We start from the raw sequence: 22326 nt of genomic DNA on the forward strand, positions 1-22326 counted from the left end.
CTCGAAGGGGCGAGCGGAGTATGGGTATTATGTCATAGGAGGAAAGTCAATAGATGATAGGAATAAAAATGGCAGGAAGGCTGACGTAAGCCGTCATGGCTGGACTTGTCTCCGGCCTCATCCTGAGGAGGGCGCGAATGCGCCCGTCTCGAAGGATGGGCGGCCCCATGCTTCGAGACGCGCCGTTCGGCGGCGCTCCTCAGCATGAGGGCCGAGCGACAAAGGAGTTGTCATGGCCGGGCTTGACCCGGCCATCCCGGTAGGCTGCACGGTGCGGCTTTAAGCGACAGGCTGAGCTCGGTGGCAAGGCGGAGTGACCTAGTTTCGCAAATCCCCCCTACGGATTGGGCAACTTTTGGCTGATGATCGAAGTCAGGTTCTCTTGATCGCTAATTTCGAATGGAAAACCGGGCCTTTGGAAGAGCGGGGAGGTAATTCGTACTTCGACCTTTCGTGCAAGACTGGACGGGCCGTTGGAAGTTGATCGATTGGTGAAAGCGAAGACCGGGCTAGACGAGCTAAAATTGGCAGCAGCACGTGCGTTTAGTTCATCATCTGCCATATCAGGACGCACAATTTGTAAGGCTGATCCGAGGAGGCTTCCTAATTGTTCCCTCAAAAGCTCATTTTCGTCTACTTTTGCAAAAGGCGCAGATATTTCCAAGGCGCGAACTATGTCGTCATATTTCTCGCACACATCTTTCGCTGCAACGGTTGCGACGTCCTCCATCTCATTAGCCGCGGCTTCTGGCTTCCCAAGCGAACCAACAGCCGCGCGATAATAATAGTCTTCAACTGTTCCGCGCCTAAGAATTACGCATCCTGCGCTCGTAAGGACACTAAGCAATGCGTCGTAACGCCTTCGAAGAGCCGATAGTTTGTCATCCAGAAGGCTCGCGAGTTCGCTTTCTGGCGCTGAAAGGAGAGCGGCGAGAGTTGCCCGACGTTTCGCCTTCAATTCTTCTTCGGACCCGTCTCTATGACGGTATGTCCAATACCTGTGCGTGCGAGCGGCGGGCAGCGCTTCGAAAGAGCGGTCTAACATCGCATTAAAGTTTTCCCGAATGTGTTTATCCATTTCGGTGAGGCTTGCCAGGCCATGTTTGGTAGCAGCAGGACGGCCGGCGTCTTGGAATACGTTTACCAATTGATTGTCGTCTGCGAGGCTATCAAGGTCTGCAAGAACGAAAACATTCTTACCGAGGAGCCGGAATAGTTTCACTGTTTCAGCAAATTGACCTTTTCCGATAACGGGAACGATTTGAGTATTGCTCCTAAGAAGCGGATGGTCCAACTTGAGTGATAACCCGTTCACTACAATTTCGTCACTGGGCCCTTCAACGAGGAGGACGTTTCGCGCAAAAAACGCAAGTTTGTGATTGTCGCTAAGTCTGGTGATTAGAGCGCTTAGCTTTTCGCTCTTGATCTCTCCGGCATCGCTAGCAATCTGAATGGGTGCAGTGTGTCGGTCCGTAAATAGCACAAGACGAGGAATGTCCTTTATACGTCGGACCGGTAGCATTGTCGGCGAATGTGTCGCGATTATAATCAGTTTCTTGCTTATATCGGCCGGGTCTCCGGCAAACGCTTCCATTTCTTGTAGCACAAACGCCTGCAATTGAGGATGCAATGAAATTTCTGGTTCATCGATAAGTAGCGCTCCGATTCCATCGTCATAGATTGCGGCGAGCAATGGGATAAGCTGAATTAGTCCGCTCGCTTCCGCGTTCGCGTAGTAGAACTCTCCGCCGGAAATCGGCGTGAATCCGACTTGGAGGCCAGATTGGGCCCATTCAAGTCGGAGTCTGCGTTGATAGAGAGCCTGAAGTCTTGCTTCGACTTTTAGGAGAAGGTCAGGTCTGTCTTTTAGGCGAAGAAACATTCCAGGCGCACCTTCGATCTCTGACCACAGGTTTCGCCACTGTTGATGTCCAATCGCTGCCGGATTACCCGATAGATGGCCCGGGCCTGCTGAGTTCGACCGAAAATTTTCAAACGCGCTCACGCGTCCTGCAGAAAGATAGACCGTGTGACGAGGATGCATATTTGGGGCTTGGTGCTTCAAATGATCCCTCGCCAGTTTCAGCAGTGCTGTTTTCCCTGCACCGTTTGGACCAACGAGAATAGTAAGTCCCGTGTGTAGTATTAGTGGGACTTTCTGCCCGCCGAAAAATACTGCGCTCGATTGAAGTGACATGACGCGCGGGAGATAGTCACTCATTTTAGACCTGTTTGCATGGAGCGAGATCGGGGGCGAGTTGGTGTCACATCGCCGCCGTCTGGCCCTTCTTCTTCGGGGCGAGCGTCTTTGTCGGCCAACGCCGGCTTGAAAGTCTTCCTGGGGTTAGCTGCGCTTTTCCTTGACGATGTTCTCAGGCGTAGCAGGCCAGAATCTCAGGCGAGTAACTTAAGGGCTATCCGAATGGTCCTCAAGCGATGTTGCCGTCCTCCTTCGAGGCTCGCTGCGCTCGCACCTCAGGATGACTGGGCAGGGCCGCCGTCGAAGGCCATGATATAGTCGCGCCGCATGCCCGATTCATGGCTCATGACGCTCGATTGGTTCGGCGTTGCGATCTTCGCGGTGACCGGCGCGCTGGTGGCGTCGCGCAAGCGCATGGACATTTTCGGCTTCGTCCTGCTCGGCGCGGCCACCGGCATCGGCGGCGGCAGCCTGCGCGACCTGATGCTCGGTCAGCTGCCTGTGTTCTGGGTGCAGCAGCCGGCGTCGCTGGCGATCTGCGTCGTCGTGTCTGCGGCGACCTTCTTCCTCGCCCATATTCCGGAGTCGCGTTATCGTGCGCTGCTCTGGCTCGACGCCGCAGGGCTGTCGCTGTTCTGCGTCATCGGCGCCGACAGGGCGCTCGAAGCCGGCACCGGCGGATTCATCGCCATCGCCATGGGCGTGATGACCGCGACCTTCGGCGGCGTCATTCGCGATATTCTCGGCGGTGAAAGTCCGCTGGTGCTGCGCAAGGAAGTCTACGTCACCGCGGCGCTGCTCGGCGCCATGGCCTATGTCGGCCTCACGGCGCTGAGGGCGCCGGAAGCCGTCGCGACAGGCAGCGGCTTTGTGCTGTGCTTCATCGTGCGCGCGTTGGCGCTGCATTACGGCTGGTCTCTGCCGGTGTATCGCGCGCGATCGGGGCGGACGGTCGAAGAAATCGAGAAACTGCGGAAGTGACGCTGGCGTAAAAGATCGTCAGCCCGCGATGACGTCGGTCCGCCGTTCGCGCCAATAGCGGGCGCGCAGCCGCGGCGCGATGATCCACGAAATCGGCGCTGTGAGCACAAAGCTCAACGCGATCATGATCGGCATTGCCTCGAACGCATTGGCGCTCAGGGCCGGCGTCATGAGAATGGTGATCAGTCCGGCGCCGAACAGCACCGCGTTCACCATGAGCCCGACGAGCAACGCGATGCCGAGCCGTAACTTGTTTTCATGTGACATCCTGGTTCCTCGTTCTCCGCCATGTCAATTCACTCGGCGGGAACGTGGTTCCACAATGACTATAAGAGATTCCGATATTCCGGATGCCGGCTGATATAGGCTGCCACGAAGGAACAGCGAGGTATCACCTTGCGGCCTTCCTGGCGGATCTGGTCGAGCATGCCGCGCACCAGCCTGGAGCCGACGCCGCGGCCTTCGACGGCGCGGGGCACTTCGGTGTGCGTGATGGTGATGCTGCGATCGTCGCGCTGGTAGTTGGCGATGGCGAGGCCGGCCGGTGTTTGCAGTTCGAAACGATTGCGCGCCGGATTGTCGGTGACGGTGTCGGTCATGCGCGCTCAGGCCTTGGCTTTGGCCGGGCGCGACATCCAGGCGATGATCGGCATGGCCGGCAGCACCCAGCCGAGGCCGGCGACGATATAATACAGCGTGGCGACGAAGCCGTTGATGTCGGTCAGAGCCGATTGCGCCAGCGCCATGGCGAGCAGGGCCCAGACCATGACCAGGGCCAAAAGCGCGATGGCGCCGATGAACTTGCGCAAGCGAACGGGCATGTCGTCTCCAGAATCGGCCGGGCCGGCGGTCGTCAAATGCGGCGAACTTGCCGCATTTGCCTATCCCGGCGCTCCTGACTATATGGTCGACGCCGCCTGCCGCAAGGCCGCTTTTCGCCGCGATTTCCATCATGAACCTCACGTCGCCCTCACCCGCCGCCACGCCGAAAGCCGGCGCGGTGCGTGTCTGGCTCTACTGCGTCGCCGCCATGATTTTTCTCACGCTGGTCGTTGGCGGCGCGACGCGGCTGACGGAGTCGGGGCTGTCCATCACCGAGTGGAAGCCGGTGACCGGCGTGCTGCCGCCGCTCAGCCAAGCCGACTGGCAGGCCGAGTTCGCCAAGTACCAGCAGATCCCGCAGTATCAGCAGCTCAACAAGGGCATGAGCCTCGATGCCTTCAAGGTGATCTATTTCTGGGAATGGTCGCACCGGCTGCTGGCGCGCACGACCGGTTTCGTTTTCCTGGTGCCGTTCCTGTTCTTCCTGTGGCGCGGCATGATCCCGCCGGGCCTCAAGGCGCGGCTGTGGACCATCTTCGCCGGCGGCGCGGCGCTGGGCGCGGTCGGCTGGTGGATGGTGTCGTCGGGGCTGAAGGGCAGCGAACTCACCAGCGTGTCGCAATATCGCCTGGCGTTTCATCTGACGCTCGCCTGCGCCATCTATTTCGCCGTGCTGTGGACGGCGCAGGGGCTGAAGGCGCGCTTTGAGACCACGCCGTCGCGGCTGCGCGTCGCCGCGCTGGTGATCGCGCTGATGGTGCTGGTGCAGATCTATCTGGGCGCGCTGGTTGCCGGCCTCAATGCCGGGCTGATCTACAACACCTGGCCGCTGAACGACGGCTCGTTCATTCCTGAAGCGGCGCGGCTGTGGCACATCGAGCCGGCCTGGCGCAATCTGTTCGAGAACACGCTGACGGTGCAGTTCGATCATCGCATGCTGGCTTATGCGATCTGGCTGCTCAGCGGCTGGCACGCCTTCGATGCCTGGCGAAGCGGCCGAGCGGCGGGCGGCGCGTTGGCGGTGTTCGCTTTCGTCACGGCGCAGGCCACGCTCGGCATCTTCACGCTGCTGCATCAGGCGCCGCTCGAACTGGCGATCGCGCATCAGGCGCTGGCGGTCATCGTGCTGACCGCGGCGATCGTCCATGCGCAACGGCTGTCGCTTTTCGCATCGGCGCCGGCGCTGCGGACAGTGGAGCAGGGCGCATGATCAACATGCGCCTCGACGACGGCGTCGCCATCGTCACCCTGGAGCACGGCAAGGCCAACGCCCTCGACCTCGAATTCTGCGAGGCGCTCGCGGTGCTGTTCGAAGAACTGCGCGCGATGCCCGAGGTCAGGGCGGTGGTGGTTACCGGGCAAGCCAAAATGTTTTCCGCCGGCGTCGATCTCAAGCGCCTCGGCGCCGGCGGCGCCGATTACGTCCGCCGGTTCCTGCCCTTGCTGCACCGGCTCTATGACGCGCTGTTCTTTTGTCCGAAGCCGGTGGTCGCCGCGGTCAACGGCCACGCCATTGCCGGCGGCGCGGTGCTCGCCGCCTGCGCCGACCGCCGCGTCATGGCGCGCTACAGCGGCAATGTCGGCATCACCGAATTGCAGGTCGGCGTACCGCTGCCGGCGCTGGCTTTCGAGATCGTGCGGCTGGTCGTGCCGCCGCGCTATCTGCCGGAGTTCGTGCTGGGCGCGGCCACCTATGCCAGCGACGATGCGTTGATCAAAGGCTGGGTCGACGAGGTGGTCGATGGCTGGGAGCTGATGCCGCGCGCGGTGCGGCTGGCCCGCACCTATGCGGCGCTGTCGCCGGAGGCTTTCGCGCAGAGCAAGGCGCAGATCCGCCAGCCGGTGGTCGAGCGGATGGCGGCCAGCGGGGCTGCCATCGATGAGGCGGTGACTGCGATCTGGACGCAGGACGCGACCTTGGCCCGCGTCGCCGATTACGTGGCGAAGACGCTGAACAAGGCGTGAAGCGTCAACGCAGCCCGACCGGCACGTCGAAGGCGACGCCGTCGTCGGCGCGGTCATACGAGAAGTGCCACCATTCGCGCTTGTAGTTGGTGAAGCCGTGGCGGCGCATGGCGTCCCACAGCACGCGGCGGTTGGCCTTCTGCGCCGCCGTGATCGACGCATTGACGGTCCAGCTTTTGACGCTGAAGCAATCGAAGCCGGTGCCCATGTCGAGCGAGTCATCGGGCGCGCGGTCGGCCTGCGGTGCGGTGCAGGGGCCGTAGCGATTGCCGCGATCGAAGGCGGCGACCGGCCCGGCCTTCAGCGGCACGACAGTGAGATCGACGGCGACGCCGCGCGAATGCGCCGAGTGGCCGGAGATATAACCGAGCGCGAACAGCTTCGACTTGTCGAGCCCCGGATAGAACCGCGATGTGTCCGGCATGGCGTGCGCATTGCGTGCCCACGCGGCCATGGCAGCGACCGCGCGGGTTGGCCGGTAGCAGTCATAGACCTTCAGCGAATAACCGGCATTGCGGAGATCGGCCTGCACTTGTTTGAGCGCCAGCGCCACCGGCCGGCGCAGCAGGCATTCCGCCGCGTCGTAGCCGGGCAAAGGCCGGCCGGTGAAATTATTGGGACCGGCGTAACGCATGTCCTGGCGGATGCTCGGGTCGCTGTCGCGCAGATGGATGAGGGGCGTCGGTTGCGCGATGGCCGCTGACGCAAGCGCTGAAAACGCTGCTGCGAACATAACCGCCGCTCGTCCCCGCGAAAGCGGGGACCCATTTCTGGATTCCCGCTCTAGGCGTTCGAAGAACACCGTCCTTCGGACGGCTATGCGCGAGAATGAACGGAGTGCGGGGCTGCTCACGGCAAGCAGGAGATGCGCTTACTTCAACCCCTGATCCAGGTCGGCGATGATGTCGGCCTTGTCCTCGATGCCGATCGACAGCCGCACCACATCCGGCCCGGCGCCGGCCTTGACCTTCTGTTCGTCCGACAATTGCCGGTGCGTGGTCGAGGCCGGGTGAATGATCAGTGATTTGGTGTCGCCGATATTGGCAAGATGCGAGAACAGCTTGACGTTGGACACCAGCTTGACGCCGGCGTCATAGCCGCCCTTGAGGCCGACGGTCATCACCGCCCCGCAGCCCTTCGGCACGTATTTCTTGGCGAGGCCGTGATACTTGTCGCCGGCGAGGCCGCCATAGCTGACCCAGGCGACCGCCGGATGCGTCGACAGGAAATCGGCGACGGCGAGCGCGTTGTCGCAATGGCGCTGCATGCGCAGCGGCAGCGTCTCGATGCCGGTCGAGATCAGGAAGGCGTTGAACGGAGACAGCGCCGGGCCGAGATCGCGCAGGCCGAGCACGCGGCATGCAATGGCGAAGGCGAAATTGCCGAAAGTCTCGTGCAGCACGATGCCGGCATACTCCGGGCGCGGCTCGCACAGCATCGGATACTTCTTGTCGCGCGACCAGTTGAAAGTGCCGGCGTCGATGATGATGCCGCCGATCGAGTTGCCGTGGCCGCCGAGGAATTTGGTGAGCGAGTGGACGACGACGTCGGCGCCGAAGTCGATCGGTTTGCACAGATACGGCGTCGCCAGGGTGTTATCGACGATGAAAGGCACACCGGCCTTGCGGGCGATAGCGCCGATCGGCTCGAGATCGGTGACGGTGCCGCCGGGATTGGCGATCGACTCGACGAAGATCGCCTTGGTCTTCGGCGATACGGCGCGCTCGAACGATGAGATGTCGTCCGGGTCGGCCCACACCACATTCCAGCCGAAGCTCTTGAAGGCGTGGTTGAACTGGTTGATCGAACCGCCATAGAGCTTGCGCGAGGCGATGAACTCGTCGCCCGGCTGCAGCAGCGTCTGCATGACGATGACCTGCGCGGCGTGACCGGAGGCGACGGCGAGACCGGCGGTGCCGCCTTCCAGCGCGGCGACGCGCTCCTCGAGCACGGCGCAGGTCGGGTTGCCGATGCGGGTGTAGATGTTGCCGAAGGCCTGCAGGCCAAACAGCGAGGCGGCGTGGTCGACGTCGTCGAACACGTAGGACGCGGTCTGGTAAATCGGCGTCGCGCGCGCGCCGGTGGTCGGATCGGGTTTGGCGCCGGCGTGAATGGCCAGCGTGTCAAATCCGGGGATGCGGTCGGCGTCGGCCATGGATATCTCCGTCGTGAAATCGGGCGCTCCCGGCCCGCGTAAGGTGGCGGGATTAAGAAGCGGGGCCGCTGTGCCGTCAAGTTGAGGCGTCGTTTTAGGCCAGCGGGGCTCGAAAGCGGCGGCGGGCCGGAATAAGTTCGCCAGCTCGCCGCGTCGGACAGGATACTCTTTGCACTCTCCGGTGAACGGGCGCGCGTGCGCCGTTGCTCCTCCGCCCGTAAAGGTAGTACGGTAGTGCGGGGTTGGGGAATTTCACGGCAATGACACGTGTGATCCGGGCGGTGCTCGCCTGTGTGCTGTTGGCGGGGTGCGGCACGACGGCGCTGGAGCCGCAGAACGTCGCACTGCGTTCGGGGATGGCGCGCATCTACCTGATGCGGCCCAGCACGCTGCTGGGAAAGGCCGCGCGCTATTCGATCGCGGTGGATGACAAGCCGGTCGGCAAAATAACGGACGGCTCTTACGTGTCGGTCGACCGCGCGCCGGGGCGGCACAAGATCGCGGTCATGACGATTTACGGAACGCCGGCGATCGAAGACGAGATCCAGGTCGAAGCAGGCCGCAGCTATTATTTCGTGATCAACATGAGGTCGTCGCAAACCGCTGTCGTCAGCAACGGTTTGGTCATGGCCGTGCCAATACCGGGTACCGCCATCGGCAAACCGGTCTCACAACAAAAATGGTTTTCCGGAATCTATTTCGGTCAGCTCGATAGCACCGCCGGGGCGGCGATGGTCGCGAGTTTGCAGAAGCCGTAAGGCGCAGCCGTCAGTTCCTCGGCCTCATGTCTTCTTGCCGCCTTCACCCAGCCCCATGCGCTGAAAGCCGCCGCCGAGATTCTGCGCGCGCTTGTTCGACAAGGTCCGCGAGTTGATGCCCATCCAGGAAATCTCGGACGACAGGCGGCCGTATTCGATCTTCGGGCAGCGGTCCATTACGACCTTGAGCCCGGCCGCTTCGGCGAGCGCCGCCGCCTCGTCGTTGCGGATGGTGAGTTGCAGCCAGATCACCTGCGGCTTCGGCGTCAGCTTGAGCGCTTCCTCGACGATCGGCAGCACGAATTGCGGCGCGCGGAAGATGTCGACCATGTCGATCGGCTCTGGCACGTCGCTGAGCGTGGCGTAGCAGGTCTGGCCGAGGAATTCCTTGCCGGCATGGCCGGGGTTGATCGGGATCACCTTGAAGCCGCGCTCGATAAGATACTTGAAAGCGAAGTAGCTCGGCCGCGCCGTGTTCGGCGAGAAGCCGACCATCGCGATGGTCTTCACGGTGTTGAGAATGCCGCGGATGTAGGAGTCGGGGTAGGCGTCGTGGTTCATTTCACTCACCGGTCATTCCGGGATGGCGCCACAGTCCGTAGGAGACGCGCGTAACGCGCCTGCGGCGCGCCCCGGAATGACGAGAGCTTTAGCTTGTTTTGCTCCGTTCCGCCAACAGCGCCCTGAGCCGCGCGTTCTCGGCCTCCAGCTCGGCGATCTTACGGGTCACGCCGCCCATCGCCTCGGCGATTTCGGCCTCGGTGAAGCGCGTGATGATGTGCTGCGAGCAGTTCACATCCCAGGCGTCGATCGTGAACAGGATGGCGCGCTCGGGCTTGGCCTTGTAGCCGGCGTCGAACAGCTTCTCGACCAGCGCGGCATCGTTCTCGACGACGCGGGCGCGGCCCCACAGCTTGATGCGCTGACGCCGCGCCGGATCGAGCAGAAACAGATAGGCGCGGTCGTTCTCGGAGAGGTTGGCGAGCGTGATGTACTGCCGGTTGCCGCGATAGTCGGCAAAGCCCAGGGTCTTGTCGTCAATGACCTTGATGAAGCCCTTCGGGCCGCCGCGGTGCTGGATGTAGGGCGCGCCGTCCTTGGTGGCGGTCGCCAGAAATGCCGTGTCCTGCTCGGCGATGAAAGCGGCGAGCTCCGGCGTCACCGTGTCCGGAAAGCCTTCGGCAATGCGTGGCGCATAGGCCCTGGCCGAGCCGCGCTCGGCCTGCGCCTGTTGCACCGCTGGTGTGAAGACGATGGAAGCGTTTGACATGACAGGGCCGCCCTCTTGTCGCGCAAGGCCGCCATAGTTAGGCATGCCAGACGCCGACGGAAAGGGCGGCCCGGATCAAGCCGCCGTGAACGGCGCGGCCAGTTACTTCTTGGCGTCAGCGACGACCTTTTTGCAAGCCGCCGACAACTTGTCGTTATTCTTCGACAGGCAGGCCAGAACGCGGCCGCCGCCCGGCATGGTGCCTTTGCAGAACTGGTCGTAGTCGCCCTTGCAGGCGGCGCGTTTTTCGGCGCTGAATTCCTGCGCCGACGCCGCGGTCGCGGCCACGGTGAGCGAAGCGCAAACGAAGGCAGCGAGAATCGTGCGGGTCATGGATGTCCTCCTCGTGCGAACGGCAATGGCCGATTCCAATGGCGCTATGCCACCCGAAACGGGCGGCTTCCACAATTGAAGAAATTTGGCCGGATCGGCTCAGCGTGACGGACGGCGGCAAAGCAGAGCCAACGGCCCGATGGCGATGAGGCCGGTGGCGACGCTGATCAGCGTCGTCGTCGCGACATCGAGTTCGCAGCTCAATCCGCATTGCGCATAGGCCATGCCGAGCAGACCGGCAGCCATGACGAGACCCCAGGTCAGACCGGCGAGGGCGCCGCGCATCAGCACGGTGCGGTCGAAGCGCAGGGCGAGGGTGGTTGCGGTCATCAGCGGTCCTCCCAGGTTGGTTTGCGTTTTTCGATGAAGGCGCAGATGCCTTCCTCGGCGTCGCGCGCCATCATGTTCTCGGTCATCACTTCGGAGGCGTAGGAATAGGCGGCCGACAATCCCATCTCCGCCTGCGCGTAGAAAGCTTCCTTGCCGACCTTCAGCGTGTAGGACGATTTCGATGCGATGAGCTTGGCGAGCGCAATGGCCTCGGCGCGTTCACTGCCCGCCGGCACAACACGGTTGATGAGGCCGATTTGCGCGGCGCGCTCCGCGGAGATCATCTCGCCGGTGAGCAGCATTTCCATGGCGTGCTTGCGCGATACGTTGCGCGACAGCGCGACCATCGGAGTCGAGCAGAAAAGGCCGATATCGACGCCGGGGGTCGCGAACCTTGCGGCATCCGAGGCGACGGCAAGATCGCAACTTGCCACCAACTGGCAACCCGCGGCGGTGGCGACGCCCTGCACGGCAGCGATCACCGGCTTCGGCAGGCTGACGATCTGCTGCATCATGCCGCTGCACACCGTCATGATCTGATGGAAATAGGCGCGGCCGCCGTCGGCATCGGCGCGGCGGGCCGTCAGTTCCTTCATGTCGTGGCCGGCGGAAAAGGCAGGACCGGTTGCCGTCAGCACCACGGCGCGAATGGCGCTTTCGGCGGCGGTCGCGGTCCAGGCCTCGGACAGCGCGATCAGCAGCGCCTCGGACAGCGAATTGCGCGCCTGCGGCCGGTTGAGCGTGAGGATCGCGACCGGTCCGTCGCGCTCGACGAGCAGGACGGGCGCTTTCTGGTCGAGGTCGCGGGCGGTCTGGACGTTCATGGCAGGATCCCGGTTCGGCGTTACATTCAAGATAGTCTCCATAACGCCCGCCCGCAAAGGTGGCGGCGGAACAGGGTTTTGGACGATCGCGTTGAAGCCAAGGAGGAACCGGCCATGGCTCAGAAAGTTTCGGGGCGAAGCGTCGCGTCCCGCAAGATTTGCAAGGTTTCGAAGAAAGCGCCGAACGCCCGACGTAAATCGCATGCGCGCGGCCGGCGGCGCTGGTCGCAGCGCGTTACCCGCGAGAGCGACGCGCTCACGCTCGAGGATGGCGTGTTCACTAAATCGACGCCGCGCAAGATTGCGCTGTCGCTGAAGAGGTCCGCGGACCGCAGCAAACGGCGCAAGGCCGATCCGTATCGCTCGGCGATGTCGATGCTCACCTTCTACATCAACCGCGCCGGCAAGGGCCTGTCGAAGACCCGCAAGGCCAAGCTGCAAAGGGCCAAGGACGAATTGCGCGAGGTGTATGGGAAGGGGGTCGCCTCATCCTGAGGAGCACGCCGCAGGCGTACGTCTCGAAGCATTGGGTGGCCCCATGGTTCGAGGCGCGGCCTGCGGCCGTTCCTCACCGTGAGGCGGGAGAGGTTGAGTGCTTTGGATGCGCCGTCTAAGACTCCCCAATAGTCAAAGGGGGGAACGATGCGCGAATCCGTGATGAGCGCCGACGAGATCGGCAAGCTGCTCGAAAAGGAATTCCCGCAGGCGTTTTTCCCCGGGAGCGGCCTGTCGATCGGCGATGTCGGCTTCGGGGACGTACGCGTGCGCAAGGCGTTTCATGAGGACCACTTGCGCCCGGGCGGCACCATTTCCGGACCGACCATGATGGAGCTGGCCGATTTCGCCATGTATGTCGCGGTGTTCTCGGCGGTCGGCCCGCAGCCGCTGGCGGTGACCACCAACCTCAACATCAATTTCCTGCGCAAACCGGCGCAAGCCGACCTGATCGCCCATGCCCGGCTGATGAAGGTGGGTAAAAGGCTCGCGGTCGGCGAGGTCTGGCTCTACACCGACGGGCAGGAGGACGAGCCGGTAGCCCATGTCACGTCGACCTATTCGCTGCCGGTTCAGAAGTGATTAGAAGATGGTAGCTTTATACCATTCTTTTAAGACGCTGATTCTACAGCACTAATATTCGTCGAACGGCGTTGACGGTGCGAGCAGCCTCCGGTACATAGCCGACACGCTGGCGCGGCTCATCCCGCGCCTTTTTCCATCGTTTTCCACTCTTTGGGATTTGTCATGAAGACCACCCAGTCGGCCAAAGCCGCCGACATCGAGAAGAAGTGGCTGCTGATCGACGCCTCCGGGCTGGTCGTCGGCCGGCTCGCCTCGATCGTCGCTATGCGCCTGCGCGGCAAGCACAAGGCGACCTACACCCCGCATGTCGATGATGGCGACAACGTCATTATCATCAACGCGTCGAAGGTCGTGTTCACCGGCCGCAAGCGCGAGCAAAAAGTTTATCACCACCACACCGGTTTCATCGGCGGCATCAAGGAACGTTCGGTCAAGCAGATCATGGACGGCCGATTCCCCGAGCGCGTCGTCGAGAAGGCCGTGCAGCGCATGCTGCCGCGTGGCCCGCTCGGCCGCGTGCAGTTCGGCAACCTCCGTGTCTATCCGGGCGCCGAACATCCGCATGAGGCGCAGAAGCCGGAACCGCTCGATGTCGCCGCGATGAACCGCAAGAACGTGAGGAGTGCCTAATCGTGGCCGAGACCGTACAGTCAATGGAAGGCCTGGCGCAGCTCAAGCCGGCCGCCGCGGATGCGCCGACCTACGAGAAGAAGGTCGACAAGCAGGGCCGCGCCTATGCCACCGGCAAGCGCAAGAACGCTGTCGCCCGCGTCTGGCTCAAGCCCGGCTCCGGCAAGATCACCGTCAACACCCGCACGATCGAAGTGTTCTTCGCCCGTCCGGTGCTGCGCATGCTGATCAACCAGCCGCTGGTTGCCGCCAACCGCGCCACCCAGTTCGATGTCGTCTGCACCGTGTCGGGCGGCGGTTTGTCGGGCCAGGCCGGCGCCGTGCGTCACGGCATCGCCAAGGCGCTGACCTACTTCGAACCGGATCTGCGCAGCGTGCTCAAGCGCGGCGGCTTCCTCACCCGCGACAGTCGCGTGGTCGAGCGTAAGAAGTACGGCAAGGCCAAGGCCCGTCGTTCGTTCCAGTTCTCGAAGCGCTAAGCAAAGCACATTCGAACGAATCCAAAGAGCGCGCTTCGGCGCGCTCTTTTCTTTTGTGGGCGGCCGATTGAACTGCGGCACATTCTTGGAAATGTGTTTACTGATCGGCAATAATGCCCCGCACAAAAGTGGGGCACGATAACTACCCCCAAAGCATCGTCCGCTTAAATCGGCGGGGGATAGGTGCGGTCAAACCATGCGTCTCGATATTCCGACTTTGGCGATCGTGACAGTCTTCGTCACGGCGCTGCTGGGGGCTCTGCTTGTGTTCGCAGGGCTGCAGAACCGTGCCATTCGCGCGCCAATGACGTGGGGCGTTGCGTTCGTGCTGTGCGCGGCCGGCACCGCGCTGGTCGCGGTGCGCGGCATGGTGCCGGACTGGCTGTCGATCCAGTTCGCCAACATGCTGGTGCTTGTCGGCCTCGGGCTGGTCTGGCTCGGCGCACGCCAGTTCGATGGCCGCCGGCCGCGAGCGGCGCTGATTGCGGTCGCGCCTCTGATCTGGCTCGCGGCCTGTTCCGTGCCGGTCATCCTCGCCGACATCAACGCGCGCACCATCATCGCGTCGGCCCTGGCTGCTGCCCTGGCTCTGGTCGCCGGATTGGAGATATGGCGCGGCCGCGCCGAGCCGCTGCTGTCGCGCTGGCCTACGGTGATCACGCTCTCTGCCTATGCCAGCATCATGTTCGCGCGCGTGCCGCTGACGCTGATGGTGCCGCAGCCCGCCGGCGCGTATCATCTGACCGCCAGCGCGCTTTATCCCTTTCTATCGTTCGGCACTTTGCTGTTCGCGGTCGTGCTGGCCTTTCTGCTGCTCAACATGACCAAGGAGCGCACCGAACTGCGGCACAAGACCGCGGCGCTGGTCGATCCGCTGACCGGCGTCGCCAACCGCCGCGCCTTCCTGACCGGCGCGCAGAAGCTGGCCGCGCAGCAGCGCGCCGACGGGACCGGCCTGGCGATGCTGCTGTTCGACCTCGATCATTTCAAGGCGATCAACGACCGGCTCGGTCACGCCGCGGGCGACGCGGTGCTCATGAATTTTGCCGCCACCGCGACGCGCGCGCTGGGCCCGAACGCCCTGTTCGGCCGCATCGGCGGCGAGGAGTTCGGCGCGGTTCTGCGCGTCCGCGGCGCCGATGAAGCCCTCGCCGTGGCCGAGCAGTTGCGCCGCGCGTTTGCCGCCGCCGAGCAGTCCGACGACATCGCGCCGACAGTCAGCGTCGGCCTGGCGCTGGCAGACAAGACGACCGCCACGCTGCCCGCGCTGATGGCGGCGGCGGATCGCGCGCTTTACCGCGCCAAGGCCAAGGGCCGTAACCGTGTCGTCACCGCAAACTCATTGGCGGTCGGCGGTGCAGCGGCGGACGAGGCCGAACACGACTGGCGCAAGCTGCCGATCAGCGCCTGACGCCGCCGGCGCCCCAGGGCCCGCGGCGCTCCATCCCGCAATTTGAATCGAATTCGCGCCGCTGTTGCGTCAAAGCCTGCCGAAGGCTTCAAAGCTTTCGCATGATCTGAGCGATAGGGTCGGAAGTGGTTAGCGTCCGTCAACGCTGCGACGGTGAACGTCCGTTATCACTCTCACGACCGAGCATTATGACCCAAGCGGCCGCTCTGGACTTTCCAACCCTGATCTTCGCCAGCGTTTGCATTGCCGGATTTCTCGGGGTTTTCCTCATCATCAACTGGATGCAGCAGCGCGATGTCGGCGCGCTGGCCTGGTGGGGCTCGGCTTATCTGATCGGCGCCGCGGCGATCACGCTGTGGGGCGCCCCGGACCAGATCGTCAAGGTCCCGGTAGTGTATGCCGAAGCGCTGATCTTCGTCGCCTGCGGCATGTTCTGGAACGGGCTGCGGCTGTTCTACGGCCGCGACATGCGGTTGTCGTTCTCGCTCGCCGGCGCCGGCGGCTGGCTGGTGCTGACGCAGTGGCCGACGCTGGAAGAAGGCAGCCCGCATCGCGTGATCCTCGGCGTCACCATCGTCGCGCTCTATACCTTCTTCATGGCGTTCGAACTTGGCCGCGAGCGGCGCAAGTCGCTGTATTCGCGCACGGCGACAGTCGTCGTGCCGTTGCTCCATGCCAGCATTTTCCTGATGCCGCTGGGCTTGCGCGCCTGGTATCCCGAAGTCTTCGCAACGCGGTGGCAGACCGTGTTCGCCGTCGAGACCATGATTTATACGGTCGGCACGGCTTTCATCGTGCTGTTGATGGTCAAGGACCGGCACGTTCATTTCTATCGCAAGGCCGCGACGACCGACAGTCTGACCGGGTTGTTCAACCGCGGCGCCTTCCTCGAAGCTGCGCGCAACATGCACGCGGTACAGAGCGGGCGCGGCGAGCCGGTAACGCTGCTGATGTTCGATCTCGACAAGTTCAAGTCGATCAACGACCGCTTCGGCCATGCCGTCGGCGACAGCGCGCTCAAGGTCTTCGCCAAGGTGCTGCAGGACTCGACGCGCGCCAGCGACATCGTCGGCCGGCTCGGCGGCGAGGAATTCGTCGCCATGATCCCGGGGGCGATCGAGGATGCCTGCGTCGTCGCCGAACGTCTGCGCGTCAATTTCCAGGAGGCGGGCGTTGTCATCGACGACATTGCCGTCGGCGCGACGGTGAGCAGCGGACTGGCCACCACCTACCGGCCGGAGGCGACCATCGATTCGCTGCTGCTGCGCGCCGACGAGGCGCTGTACCGGGCCAAGAACAGCGGCCGCAACCGCTTCATCGCCGCCGATGAGGAGCCGGGTACGGAGGCGGCACGGGCGCGCTGGGCCGCGCGCAACAAGCGCGCCGACGGCAAGATTGGCCGCTTCGCCGCGCGCCGCGGCTCGCAGGCCGCTGCTGCGGTTTAACCAGCCGGAACTCCGGTAACGTTCGATTAATCATGCCGGCTCTACTCTAAGAGCATGTCAAGTCCGTCGCACCGTCAGGCGTCCGCCGCCGCTTTATCTCTCGAGGCCTATGCCGAACAGGCTGGCGTGGCACTGGCTTGCGCCTACTCGTCTTCGGCGGAGTTCGATGCGGCCCTGATCGCCGAGCGTCGCGCTGCCGGCGTGTACGGCCCCAAGCGCCAGCGCCGTCAGATGCTGATCGCAGGCGCGGGCGTCGCAGCGGGTCTGGCCGTTATCGTCGCCGCGCTGCAGTTCATTCCCTGAATCACGCGCTCTGAAACACCCGCGCCAGTTCGGCGCTGCCGAGAACGCGGTACCCACCAGGCGCAAGTTCGTCGGGCAGGGCCAGCGCGCCGATGCGATCGCGGTGCAGGGCGGTGACGTGATTGCCGATCGCCGCGAACATGCGGCGCACCTGGTGGTAGCGGCCTTCCGTAATGGTAAGAAAGCCGCGCTTCTCCGACGCCGCCTCAAACTGCGCCGGCAACAGCGGCTTGTCTTCATCATCGAGCATCAAGGTGCCGGCGCCGAACACCTGGCTCTCGTCGCCGCGCAGCGGCCGGTCCAGCGTAACGTCATAGCGCTTGGACACATTGGCCTTCGGCGAGATGATTCTGTGCAGCAGCGCACCGTCGTCGGTGAGCAGCAATAGGCCGGACGTGTCCTTATCGAGGCGGCCGACGGTCGAGAGCGCCGGATTGCGCGCGCGCCAGCGCTCCGGCAGCAGCGAATACACCAGAGGGCCTTGCTCCTTGTGCGAGCAGGTGACGCCGATGGGCTTGTTCATCATCAGCACCAGACCGGGCAGCGGATCGAGCGGCTCGCCCTCGACCGTCATGCGCGCGGCGAGGTCGGGCGTGAGCGCGATGCGCTCGTCGCCGTCGATGACGGCGTCGCCGTCGAGCAGGACATAGCCGGCTTTGATCAGATCCTGCACCTCGCGACGCGAGCCATAACCGAGATTGGACAGCAGGCGGTCGAGGCGGGCCGTGGGCGCTTTGTTCATTTGCGCGCCTCGTAGATCTTGTAGCCGCCGGTTTCGATCACGGGTTTGACCGCCTTGAACAACGGCCTCAGCACGGCCTCATAGGGCAGATGGCGGTTCGCCACCATGATGCAGACGCCACCCTTACGCAGGCTCTCGGCGGCGCGCCTGACGAATGCCTGCGCCAGCCCTTTGTCTTCCTGGCCGGCATCGTGGAACGGCGCATTCATCACCACGAAGTCGAGATTGACGAGTTCGGGATGCGGGTCGCGCAGATCGATCCACAGGAAGCGGGCGCGCGGCGTGTCGAGATTATGCTGGGCGCATTCAATGGCGCGGCGATCAATGTCGATGAGAGTGAGTTCGCCGACGCTGCCATTGGCGAGCACGGCCCGCGCCAGCACGCCGATGCCGCAGCCGAAATCGGCGCCGCGGCCGGACAGGTCGGGCAGGTGCTCGATCAGCATCGCCGTGCCGGGGTCGAGGCGGTCCCAGGAGAACACGCCAGGCTGGGTCCACAATCCGATCTCATCGTCGAAGCGCGGGCCGCCATCGGCGATAACCGCGGCAATGGCATCGTCGATGCCCGCGAGCTTGGCGGGCCGCGCCGCGGCAGCGATCCGATGATGGCGTTTGGCGGTCTCGTTGACGTCGAGGCCAAAAGCTTCGAGCTCCTTGCGCAGGCGCGTGCCGCCGCGGTCATTCGGCGCCAGCGCGACGAGCGGCGCGCCAGGCTTGAGCGCGCGCAGCGCCTGCGCCAGCGCATAGCGGCGCTCGATCGTGCCCGGCGGTGCGAGCAGCGTCATGGCATTGAGCGACGCGGCCGGTTGGCGATCGAGCGACGCCGAGCCCGGGATCAGTGGTGAGAACTGGACGGCGTCGCGCGGCACGTCCGCGAGATCGGACGGCGGCTGGCCGTAGACTCCGACGACGTCCACCATCACGCCATCACATCAAGCAGCGCCGGCTTGACGCCGATCTGATCGATCAGGCGATCGAGCTCGCCGCGCGCCTGCGCATTGGAGCGCTGATGCCGCTCGGCAAGGATCAGTTCGTTCTTCATCGTATGTTCGAGGCCAGTAAACTCGGTGACGCGCACCTTGTAGCCCTGCGCTTCCAGCACCAGGCCGCGAATGACATTGGTGAGATGCGCCCCGAATTCGCGGCGCTGAATCGGGTGCCGCCAGAGCTGGCGCATCGGGCCTTGATGACCGTCGAGCAGTCGCGCGACTTCGGCCTGGCAGCACGGCACCAGCGCAATGTGTTTCGCCTCGTGGCGCAGGGCGAAGCGGATGGCGTCGTCGGTTGCGGTATCGCAAGCATGCAGCGCTGTGACCATGTCGGCGTGACCGCCCGGCAGCACCGCTTCTGCGATCGGCGCCGCCATGAACTCCATGCGTTCGAAGCCGGCTTGTGTGGCCAGCGCCCGCGAAGTCTCGACGAGCTTGTCGCGGGCCTCGACGCCGACGACACGACCCTTGCCGGCGGGGCCGATGATCAGGTCGTAAAGAATGAAGCCGAGATAGGACTTGCCGGCGCCGAGGTCGGCCAGTACCGGGTCGTCCTTCTCTGCCAGCATGGCCTCGATGGCCGGGCGCAACAACTGCGTCAGGTGGAGGACTTGCGTCAGCTTGCGCCGGGAATCGGCGTTGAGCGCGCCGTCGCGCGTCAGGATGTGCAGCGCCTTGAGGAGCGGTTCGGATTTGCCCGGCTGGGCGCTCGGCCACAGCTTCTTCCAGTCGCTCTCGGTGGCGAGCGGTCTGGCGGTAGCGGACTTGTCAGGCTTTGGCGGCTGGCTCATGCCGCCTATCTAGCGGCGGCGCGCCGCCGTTGCCAGCGCCCGTCACCCAAAGAAAAAAGGCGCCCCGGTTAGGGGGCGCCTCAAGTCTTGGGAGGAAACGCCAGCGGCCGTCAGGCCGCCGCCGATTGGCAGCAGCTCACGCCGCCGCCGACTTCGAGGTCGGAACCTCGGAGATGGTCTTCAGGATCTGCGAAGCGATCTGGTAGGGGTCCCCTTGCGAGTTCGGGCGGCGGTCTTCGAGGTAACCGCGGTAGAGATCGCCCTTGACGAAGGAGTGCGGCACGCGGATCGAAGCGCCGCGGTCGGCAACACCGTAGGAGAACTTGTTCCACGGCGCGGTCTCGTGCTTGCCGGTCAGACGCTTGTCGTTGTCCGGACCGTAGACGGCGATGTGGTCGTTGAGGTTCTTGCCGAACTGCGCCATCAGCGCTTCAAAGTAAGCCTTGCCGCCGACCGTACGCATGTACTCGGTCGAGAAGTTGCAATGCATGCCCGAGCCGTTCCAGTCAGTGTCGCCGAGCGGCTTGCAGTGCCACTCGATGTCGATTTCGTACTGCTCGCAAAGGCGCATCATGATGTAGCGGGCGATCCACATCTGGTCGGCCGCAGTCTTGGAGCCCTTGCCGAAGATCTGGAATTCCCACTGGCCCTTGGCCACTTCGGCGTTGATGCCTTCGTGGTTGATGCCGGCCTCGAGGCAGAGCTCGAGATGCTCTTCGACGATCTTGCGGGCGAGCGAACCGACATTCGAGTAGCCGACGCCGGTGTAGTAGGGGCCCTGCGGCGCCGGATAGCCGTGCTCCGGGAAGCCGAGCGGACGGCCGTTCTTGTAGAAGAAGTACTCCTGCTCGAAGCCGAACCAGGCCCCTTCATCGTCGAGAATGGTCGCGCGCTTGTTGCTCGCGTGCGGCGTGACACCGTCCGGCATCATGACTTCGCACATCACCAGAACGCCATTCTTGCGCGCGCCGTCCGGATACACAGCGACCGGCTTGAGCACGCAGTCCGACGAGCGGCCTTCGGCCTGCATCGTCGAGGAGCCGTCGAAACCCCAGAGCGGCAGCTCGGCAAGCGACGGGAACGAAGCAAATTCCTTGATCTGAGTCTTGCCACGCAGGTTCGGCACCGGCGTGTAGCCATCGAGCCAGATGTACTCGAGCTTGTACTTTGTCATTGCGAATCTCTCATGCTGATGACGCCTGTAGCGCCGTGAGTGAGGAGCCTTGTACGAGAACGTCTGCCGCGGGACGGCAGATTGAGCCGCTCAAGGCGCGCCCGGCCTCAACGACCGGTGAGTAGCAAGCATTTTGTGTGCCAACTGACCAGTCCGGCGGGGCCGCGAAAACACGGTGGTTTTGTCACCGGTTCGTCGCCGAGGTGCTGCTCGAACACTGCTGTCTGCCCAGATTCTAGGCGGCTGATGTGCCGGCGATCAAAGTAGCGGCAAGCGTCGGGCCGGAAAGTCGTGCTGCGCCAGTGCCATGCCGCCTGATCAAGCAGATCCTAAGATGCGCAAAATGTAGGCAACTTGCTGATTTTATTGGGGCAATCTGCTCACGGAGTATTCATTTCGTGGTATAGAACACCATGTCTGTGGTGGCGTTGTTTCTGTGAACAACGGTCTGAGCGAAGCGCCGGGAAGCGCGACATCAGAGGAGACCAACGATGACGACAAACGCACAACGAGAGTCCGCGACCATCTACCAATTCCCGGTCGGTGGCCGCGCCGGTCTGGCGCCGCGTAGCGGCCTCAACAGGACCCTCGGTCCGGAAATCCTGCCAACGATCGTCTACGGTGGCAGCTGGTATCACGACGAGGCGATCCGCGAGGCGGCTGAAACGGCGCTCAAGAACTGACCCGCAAAGCTACGCGCCGAAGATCGACCAGCCCATGCGTCGGGTGAGCGCTTCAAGCGCCACGCGGCCGAGATGGGAGTTGCCGGCTGCATCAAGACCCGGCGACCATACGGCGATCGAGGCTTTGCCCGGCGCGACGCAAAGAATGCCGCCGCCGACGCCGCTCTTGCCCGGCAGGCCTACGCGATAAGCAAATTCCCCCGAGCCATCATAGTGACCGCACGTGAGCATCACCGCGTTGATGCGGCGGGCGCGCTCGGCGTTGATGACGGGGTGGCCGGTCGCGGGATTTCGTCCTGACATCGCGAGGTATCGGCCGGCGCGGGCGAGCTGCAAGCACGACATGGCGATGGCGCACTGGTGAAAGTAGACGCCGAGCGTCAGGTCAACCGGGTTGTCGAGTACCCCGAACGATTTCATGTAATTGGCGAGGGCCGCGTTGCGGAAACCGGTGCGCTGCTCGGAGGCGGCGACCTTCTCGTCGATGCCGATCGACTGATCGTCGGCGAGGAAGCGGATGAAGCGCAGGATCTCGCCCAGGGCTTCGCGCGGCTGATGACCCGAGAGGATGAGATCGGTGACGGCGATTGCGCCGGCATTGATGAACGGATTGCGCGGTTTGCCGCGCTCGTACTCGAGCTGGACGACGGAGTTGAACGGCGAACCGGACGGCTCGCGGCCGACACGTTGCCAAAGCCGGTCGCCAGCCTTGCCGAGTGCCAGTGTCAGCGTGAACACCTTCGACACGCTCTGGATCGAGAACGGCATGTCATGGTCGCCGCCGACCACCACCTCGCCATCGACGCCGACCACGGCGATGCCGAAATGCTTGCGATCGACATTGGCGAGTTCGGGGATGTAGGTCGCGACCTCGCCGCGGTCGGTCCGCTCTCGCATTTCGTCGGCGATGTCGCGAACGGCAATCTGAAGCTTCGACACGTCGCACCTTCGTCAACAAGAA

General features: G+C 63.6%; 28 protein-coding genes. 12 read left to right on the forward strand and 16 right to left on the reverse strand.

What is annotated here, in order from left to right:
• Positions 1 to 337: 337 nt before the first annotated feature.
• Complete coding sequence (locus ASD45_RS22980) at positions 338 to 2221, reverse strand: AAA family ATPase (protein ID WP_082540727.1); 1884 nt, start codon at positions 2219 to 2221, stop codon at positions 338 to 340.
• Between the two features lie 324 nt (positions 2222 to 2545).
• On the opposite strand from ASD45_RS22980, the gene ASD45_RS08660 reads away from it, so the two are divergent.
• Complete coding sequence (locus ASD45_RS08660; protein WP_056912664.1) at positions 2546 to 3181, forward strand: trimeric intracellular cation channel family protein; 636 nt, start codon at positions 2546 to 2548, stop codon at positions 3179 to 3181.
• 18 nt (positions 3182 to 3199) lie between these two features.
• Here ASD45_RS08660 and ASD45_RS08665 read toward each other — a convergent pair whose 3' ends face one another.
• The 3 genes from ASD45_RS08665 to ASD45_RS08675 are packed head-to-tail and all read right to left on the reverse strand — an operon-like array spanning position 3200 to position 4002.
• Complete coding sequence (locus tag ASD45_RS08665) at positions 3200 to 3448, reverse strand: hypothetical protein (protein ID WP_056911124.1); 249 nt, start codon at positions 3446 to 3448, stop codon at positions 3200 to 3202.
• 59 nt (positions 3449 to 3507) lie between these two features.
• A complete protein-coding gene (locus tag ASD45_RS08670; RefSeq protein WP_056911125.1) occupies positions 3508 to 3780 on the reverse strand; it encodes a GNAT family N-acetyltransferase in 273 nt (90 codons plus the stop codon).
• A 6-nt stretch (positions 3781 to 3786) separates the two neighbouring features.
• Positions 3787 to 4002: a DUF2842 domain-containing protein gene (locus ASD45_RS08675; protein WP_056912665.1), complete on the reverse strand. Its 216-nt coding sequence runs from the start codon at positions 4000 to 4002 to the stop codon at positions 3787 to 3789.
• Between the two features lie 131 nt (positions 4003 to 4133).
• Between ASD45_RS08675 and ASD45_RS08680 the strand changes: the two genes are divergently transcribed.
• Both ASD45_RS08680 and ASD45_RS08685 read left to right on the forward strand, forming a co-directional pair.
• The gene (locus ASD45_RS08680; RefSeq protein ID WP_056911126.1) at positions 4134 to 5213 is read left to right on the forward strand and encodes a COX15/CtaA family protein; all 1080 of its coding nucleotides are present in this window, start codon (positions 4134 to 4136) and stop codon (positions 5211 to 5213) included.
• Positions 5210 to 5968: an enoyl-CoA hydratase/isomerase family protein gene (locus ASD45_RS08685; protein WP_056911127.1), complete on the forward strand. Its 759-nt coding sequence runs from the start codon at positions 5210 to 5212 to the stop codon at positions 5966 to 5968. Before ASD45_RS08680 ends, ASD45_RS08685 begins: the two co-directional genes overlap by 4 nt.
• 4 nt (positions 5969 to 5972) lie before the next feature.
• Here the strand turns inward: ASD45_RS08685 and ASD45_RS08690 are convergent, their stop codons facing one another.
• Both ASD45_RS08690 and ASD45_RS08695 read right to left on the reverse strand, forming a co-directional pair.
• Positions 5973 to 6701: a M15 family metallopeptidase gene (locus tag ASD45_RS08690; protein WP_056911128.1), complete on the reverse strand. Its 729-nt coding sequence runs from the start codon at positions 6699 to 6701 to the stop codon at positions 5973 to 5975.
• Positions 6702 to 6839: 138 nt separating this feature from the next.
• On the reverse strand, positions 6840 to 8123 hold the full coding sequence (locus ASD45_RS08695; RefSeq protein WP_056911129.1) for an O-acetylhomoserine aminocarboxypropyltransferase: 1284 nt from the start codon (positions 8121 to 8123) through the stop codon (positions 6840 to 6842).
• A 269-nt stretch (positions 8124 to 8392) separates the two neighbouring features.
• Here ASD45_RS08695 and ASD45_RS08700 point away from each other — a divergent pair, with 269 nt between their 5' ends.
• The gene (locus tag ASD45_RS08700) at positions 8393 to 8881 is read left to right on the forward strand and encodes a DUF2846 domain-containing protein (protein WP_162249401.1); all 489 of its coding nucleotides are present in this window, start codon (positions 8393 to 8395) and stop codon (positions 8879 to 8881) included.
• Positions 8882 to 8905: 24 nt separating this feature from the next.
• On the opposite strand, the gene ASD45_RS08705 is transcribed toward ASD45_RS08700, so the two are convergent.
• The 5 genes from ASD45_RS08705 to ASD45_RS08725 all read right to left on the reverse strand — a co-directional run bounded on the left by ASD45_RS08705 (position 8906) and on the right by ASD45_RS08725 (position 11638).
• Positions 8906 to 9442 carry a CoA-binding protein gene (locus tag ASD45_RS08705; protein WP_056911131.1) on the reverse strand — a complete coding sequence of 179 codons (537 nt, stop codon included), beginning with the start codon at positions 9440 to 9442 and terminating at the stop codon, positions 8906 to 8908.
• Positions 9443 to 9530: 88 nt separating this feature from the next.
• Entirely contained in the window at positions 9531 to 10151 is a 621-nt protein-coding gene (locus ASD45_RS08710; RefSeq protein WP_056911132.1) for a pyridoxamine 5'-phosphate oxidase family protein, read from the reverse strand.
• A gap of 102 nt (positions 10152 to 10253) precedes the next feature.
• Positions 10254 to 10484: a cysteine rich repeat-containing protein gene (locus ASD45_RS08715; protein WP_056911133.1), complete on the reverse strand. Its 231-nt coding sequence runs from the start codon at positions 10482 to 10484 to the stop codon at positions 10254 to 10256.
• Positions 10485 to 10583: 99 nt separating this feature from the next.
• The gene (locus tag ASD45_RS08720) at positions 10584 to 10814 is read right to left on the reverse strand and encodes a hypothetical protein (RefSeq protein WP_056911134.1); all 231 of its coding nucleotides are present in this window, start codon (positions 10812 to 10814) and stop codon (positions 10584 to 10586) included.
• Positions 10814 to 11638 (reverse strand): enoyl-CoA hydratase, encoded by an 825-nt coding sequence (locus ASD45_RS08725; protein ID WP_056911135.1) that lies wholly within the window; start codon positions 11636 to 11638, stop codon positions 10814 to 10816. The genes ASD45_RS08720 and ASD45_RS08725 overlap by 1 nt, the downstream gene beginning before the upstream one ends.
• Before the next feature lie 114 nt (positions 11639 to 11752).
• On the opposite strand from ASD45_RS08725, the gene ASD45_RS08730 reads away from it, so the two are divergent.
• The 7 genes from ASD45_RS08730 to ASD45_RS08760 all read left to right on the forward strand — a co-directional run bounded on the left by ASD45_RS08730 (position 11753) and on the right by ASD45_RS08760 (position 16986).
• On the forward strand, positions 11753 to 12133 hold the full coding sequence (locus ASD45_RS08730; RefSeq protein WP_082540944.1) for a DUF3175 domain-containing protein: 381 nt from the start codon (positions 11753 to 11755) through the stop codon (positions 12131 to 12133).
• Positions 12134 to 12280: 147 nt separating this feature from the next.
• Entirely contained in the window at positions 12281 to 12715 is a 435-nt protein-coding gene (locus ASD45_RS08735; protein WP_056911136.1) for a PaaI family thioesterase, read from the forward strand.
• A gap of 165 nt (positions 12716 to 12880) precedes the next feature.
• Positions 12881 to 13348, forward strand: coding sequence for a 50S ribosomal protein L13 (rplM, locus tag ASD45_RS08740; RefSeq protein ID WP_056911137.1), 468 nt, complete (start codon positions 12881 to 12883; stop codon positions 13346 to 13348).
• A gap of 2 nt (positions 13349 to 13350) precedes the next feature.
• Positions 13351 to 13827, forward strand: a complete 477-nt coding sequence (gene rpsI, locus ASD45_RS08745; RefSeq protein ID WP_082540729.1) for a 30S ribosomal protein S9 — start codon at positions 13351 to 13353, stop codon at positions 13825 to 13827.
• Positions 13828 to 14023: 196 nt separating this feature from the next.
• Complete coding sequence (locus ASD45_RS08750; RefSeq protein WP_056911138.1) at positions 14024 to 15238, forward strand: GGDEF domain-containing protein; 1215 nt, start codon at positions 14024 to 14026, stop codon at positions 15236 to 15238.
• Positions 15239 to 15426: 188 nt separating this feature from the next.
• On the forward strand, positions 15427 to 16683 hold the full coding sequence (locus tag ASD45_RS08755; RefSeq protein WP_056911139.1) for a GGDEF domain-containing protein: 1257 nt from the start codon (positions 15427 to 15429) through the stop codon (positions 16681 to 16683).
• A 54-nt stretch (positions 16684 to 16737) separates the two neighbouring features.
• Positions 16738 to 16986, forward strand: coding sequence for a hypothetical protein (locus tag ASD45_RS08760; protein WP_056911140.1), 249 nt, complete (start codon positions 16738 to 16740; stop codon positions 16984 to 16986).
• Position 16987: 1 nt separating this feature from the next.
• On the opposite strand, the gene ASD45_RS08765 is transcribed toward ASD45_RS08760, so the two are convergent.
• The 4 genes from ASD45_RS08765 to ASD45_RS08780 form a co-directional block, all read right to left on the reverse strand.
• Positions 16988 to 17728, reverse strand: coding sequence for a pseudouridine synthase (locus tag ASD45_RS08765; RefSeq protein ID WP_056911141.1), 741 nt, complete (start codon positions 17726 to 17728; stop codon positions 16988 to 16990).
• On the reverse strand, positions 17725 to 18648 hold the full coding sequence (locus tag ASD45_RS08770) for a class I SAM-dependent methyltransferase (protein WP_056911142.1): 924 nt from the start codon (positions 18646 to 18648) through the stop codon (positions 17725 to 17727). Before ASD45_RS08770 ends, ASD45_RS08765 begins: the two co-directional genes overlap by 4 nt.
• A complete protein-coding gene (locus ASD45_RS08775; RefSeq protein ID WP_056911143.1) occupies positions 18648 to 19508 on the reverse strand; it encodes an SAM-dependent methyltransferase in 861 nt (286 codons plus the stop codon). Before ASD45_RS08775 ends, ASD45_RS08770 begins: the two co-directional genes overlap by 1 nt.
• Positions 19509 to 19644: 136 nt before the next feature.
• Positions 19645 to 20682, reverse strand: a complete 1038-nt coding sequence (locus tag ASD45_RS08780; protein ID WP_056911144.1) for a glutamine synthetase beta-grasp domain-containing protein — start codon at positions 20680 to 20682, stop codon at positions 19645 to 19647.
• 491 nt (positions 20683 to 21173) lie between these two features.
• Here ASD45_RS08780 and ASD45_RS08785 point away from each other — a divergent pair, with 491 nt between their 5' ends.
• Positions 21174 to 21365: a DUF2735 domain-containing protein gene (locus tag ASD45_RS08785; RefSeq protein ID WP_056911145.1), complete on the forward strand. Its 192-nt coding sequence runs from the start codon at positions 21174 to 21176 to the stop codon at positions 21363 to 21365.
• A 9-nt stretch (positions 21366 to 21374) separates the two neighbouring features.
• Here ASD45_RS08785 and ASD45_RS08790 read toward each other — a convergent pair whose 3' ends face one another.
• Positions 21375 to 22304: a glutaminase gene (locus ASD45_RS08790; RefSeq protein ID WP_082540730.1), complete on the reverse strand. Its 930-nt coding sequence runs from the start codon at positions 22302 to 22304 to the stop codon at positions 21375 to 21377.
• Positions 22305 to 22326 lie beyond the last annotated feature (22 nt).

Source organism: Pseudolabrys sp. Root1462 (assembly GCF_001426945.1).
Classification (GTDB): Bacteria; Pseudomonadota; Alphaproteobacteria; order Rhizobiales; family Xanthobacteraceae; genus Pseudolabrys.

Bases quoted from the DNA above. Each gene is read 5' to 3' on its own strand.
- ASD45_RS08730 (WP_082540944.1), top strand. From the start codon at position 11,753: ATGGCTCAGAAAGTTTCGGGGCGAAGCGTCGCGTCCCGCAAGATTTGC.
- ASD45_RS08775 (WP_056911143.1), bottom strand. From the start codon at position 19,508: ATGAGCCAGCCGCCAAAGCCTGACAAGTCCGCTACCGCCAGACCGCTC.
- ASD45_RS08735 (WP_056911136.1), top strand. From the start codon at position 12,281: ATGCGCGAATCCGTGATGAGCGCCGACGAGATCGGCAAGCTGCTCGAA.
- ASD45_RS08765 (WP_056911141.1), bottom strand. From the start codon at position 17,728: ATGAACAAAGCGCCCACGGCCCGCCTCGACCGCCTGCTGTCCAATCTC.
- ASD45_RS08695 (WP_056911129.1), bottom strand. From the start codon at position 8,123: ATGGCCGACGCCGACCGCATCCCCGGATTTGACACGCTGGCCATTCAC.
- ASD45_RS08670 (WP_056911125.1), bottom strand. From the start codon at position 3,780: ATGACCGACACCGTCACCGACAATCCGGCGCGCAATCGTTTCGAACTG.
- ASD45_RS08725 (WP_056911135.1), bottom strand. From the start codon at position 11,638: ATGAACGTCCAGACCGCCCGCGACCTCGACCAGAAAGCGCCCGTCCTG.
- ASD45_RS08685 (WP_056911127.1), top strand. From the start codon at position 5,210: ATGATCAACATGCGCCTCGACGACGGCGTCGCCATCGTCACCCTGGAG.
- ASD45_RS08750 (WP_056911138.1), top strand. From the start codon at position 14,024: ATGCGTCTCGATATTCCGACTTTGGCGATCGTGACAGTCTTCGTCACG.
- ASD45_RS08780 (WP_056911144.1), bottom strand. From the start codon at position 20,682: ATGACAAAGTACAAGCTCGAGTACATCTGGCTCGATGGCTACACGCCG.
- ASD45_RS08785 (WP_056911145.1), top strand. From the start codon at position 21,174: ATGACGACAAACGCACAACGAGAGTCCGCGACCATCTACCAATTCCCG.
- rplM (WP_056911137.1), top strand. From the start codon at position 12,881: ATGAAGACCACCCAGTCGGCCAAAGCCGCCGACATCGAGAAGAAGTGG.
- ASD45_RS08755 (WP_056911139.1), top strand. From the start codon at position 15,427: ATGACCCAAGCGGCCGCTCTGGACTTTCCAACCCTGATCTTCGCCAGC.
- ASD45_RS08660 (WP_056912664.1), top strand. From the start codon at position 2,546: ATGACGCTCGATTGGTTCGGCGTTGCGATCTTCGCGGTGACCGGCGCG.
- ASD45_RS08705 (WP_056911131.1), bottom strand. From the start codon at position 9,442: ATGAACCACGACGCCTACCCCGACTCCTACATCCGCGGCATTCTCAAC.
- ASD45_RS08690 (WP_056911128.1), bottom strand. From the start codon at position 6,701: ATGTTCGCAGCAGCGTTTTCAGCGCTTGCGTCAGCGGCCATCGCGCAA.
- ASD45_RS08715 (WP_056911133.1), bottom strand. From the start codon at position 10,484: ATGACCCGCACGATTCTCGCTGCCTTCGTTTGCGCTTCGCTCACCGTG.
- ASD45_RS08665 (WP_056911124.1), bottom strand. From the start codon at position 3,448: ATGTCACATGAAAACAAGTTACGGCTCGGCATCGCGTTGCTCGTCGGG.
- ASD45_RS08675 (WP_056912665.1), bottom strand. From the start codon at position 4,002: ATGCCCGTTCGCTTGCGCAAGTTCATCGGCGCCATCGCGCTTTTGGCC.
- ASD45_RS22980 (WP_082540727.1), bottom strand. From the start codon at position 2,221: ATGAGTGACTATCTCCCGCGCGTCATGTCACTTCAATCGAGCGCAGTA.
- ASD45_RS08720 (WP_056911134.1), bottom strand. From the start codon at position 10,814: ATGACCGCAACCACCCTCGCCCTGCGCTTCGACCGCACCGTGCTGATG.
- ASD45_RS08770 (WP_056911142.1), bottom strand. From the start codon at position 18,648: ATGGTGGACGTCGTCGGAGTCTACGGCCAGCCGCCGTCCGATCTCGCG.
- ASD45_RS08710 (WP_056911132.1), bottom strand. From the start codon at position 10,151: ATGTCAAACGCTTCCATCGTCTTCACACCAGCGGTGCAACAGGCGCAG.
- ASD45_RS08680 (WP_056911126.1), top strand. From the start codon at position 4,134: ATGAACCTCACGTCGCCCTCACCCGCCGCCACGCCGAAAGCCGGCGCG.
- ASD45_RS08760 (WP_056911140.1), top strand. From the start codon at position 16,738: ATGTCAAGTCCGTCGCACCGTCAGGCGTCCGCCGCCGCTTTATCTCTC.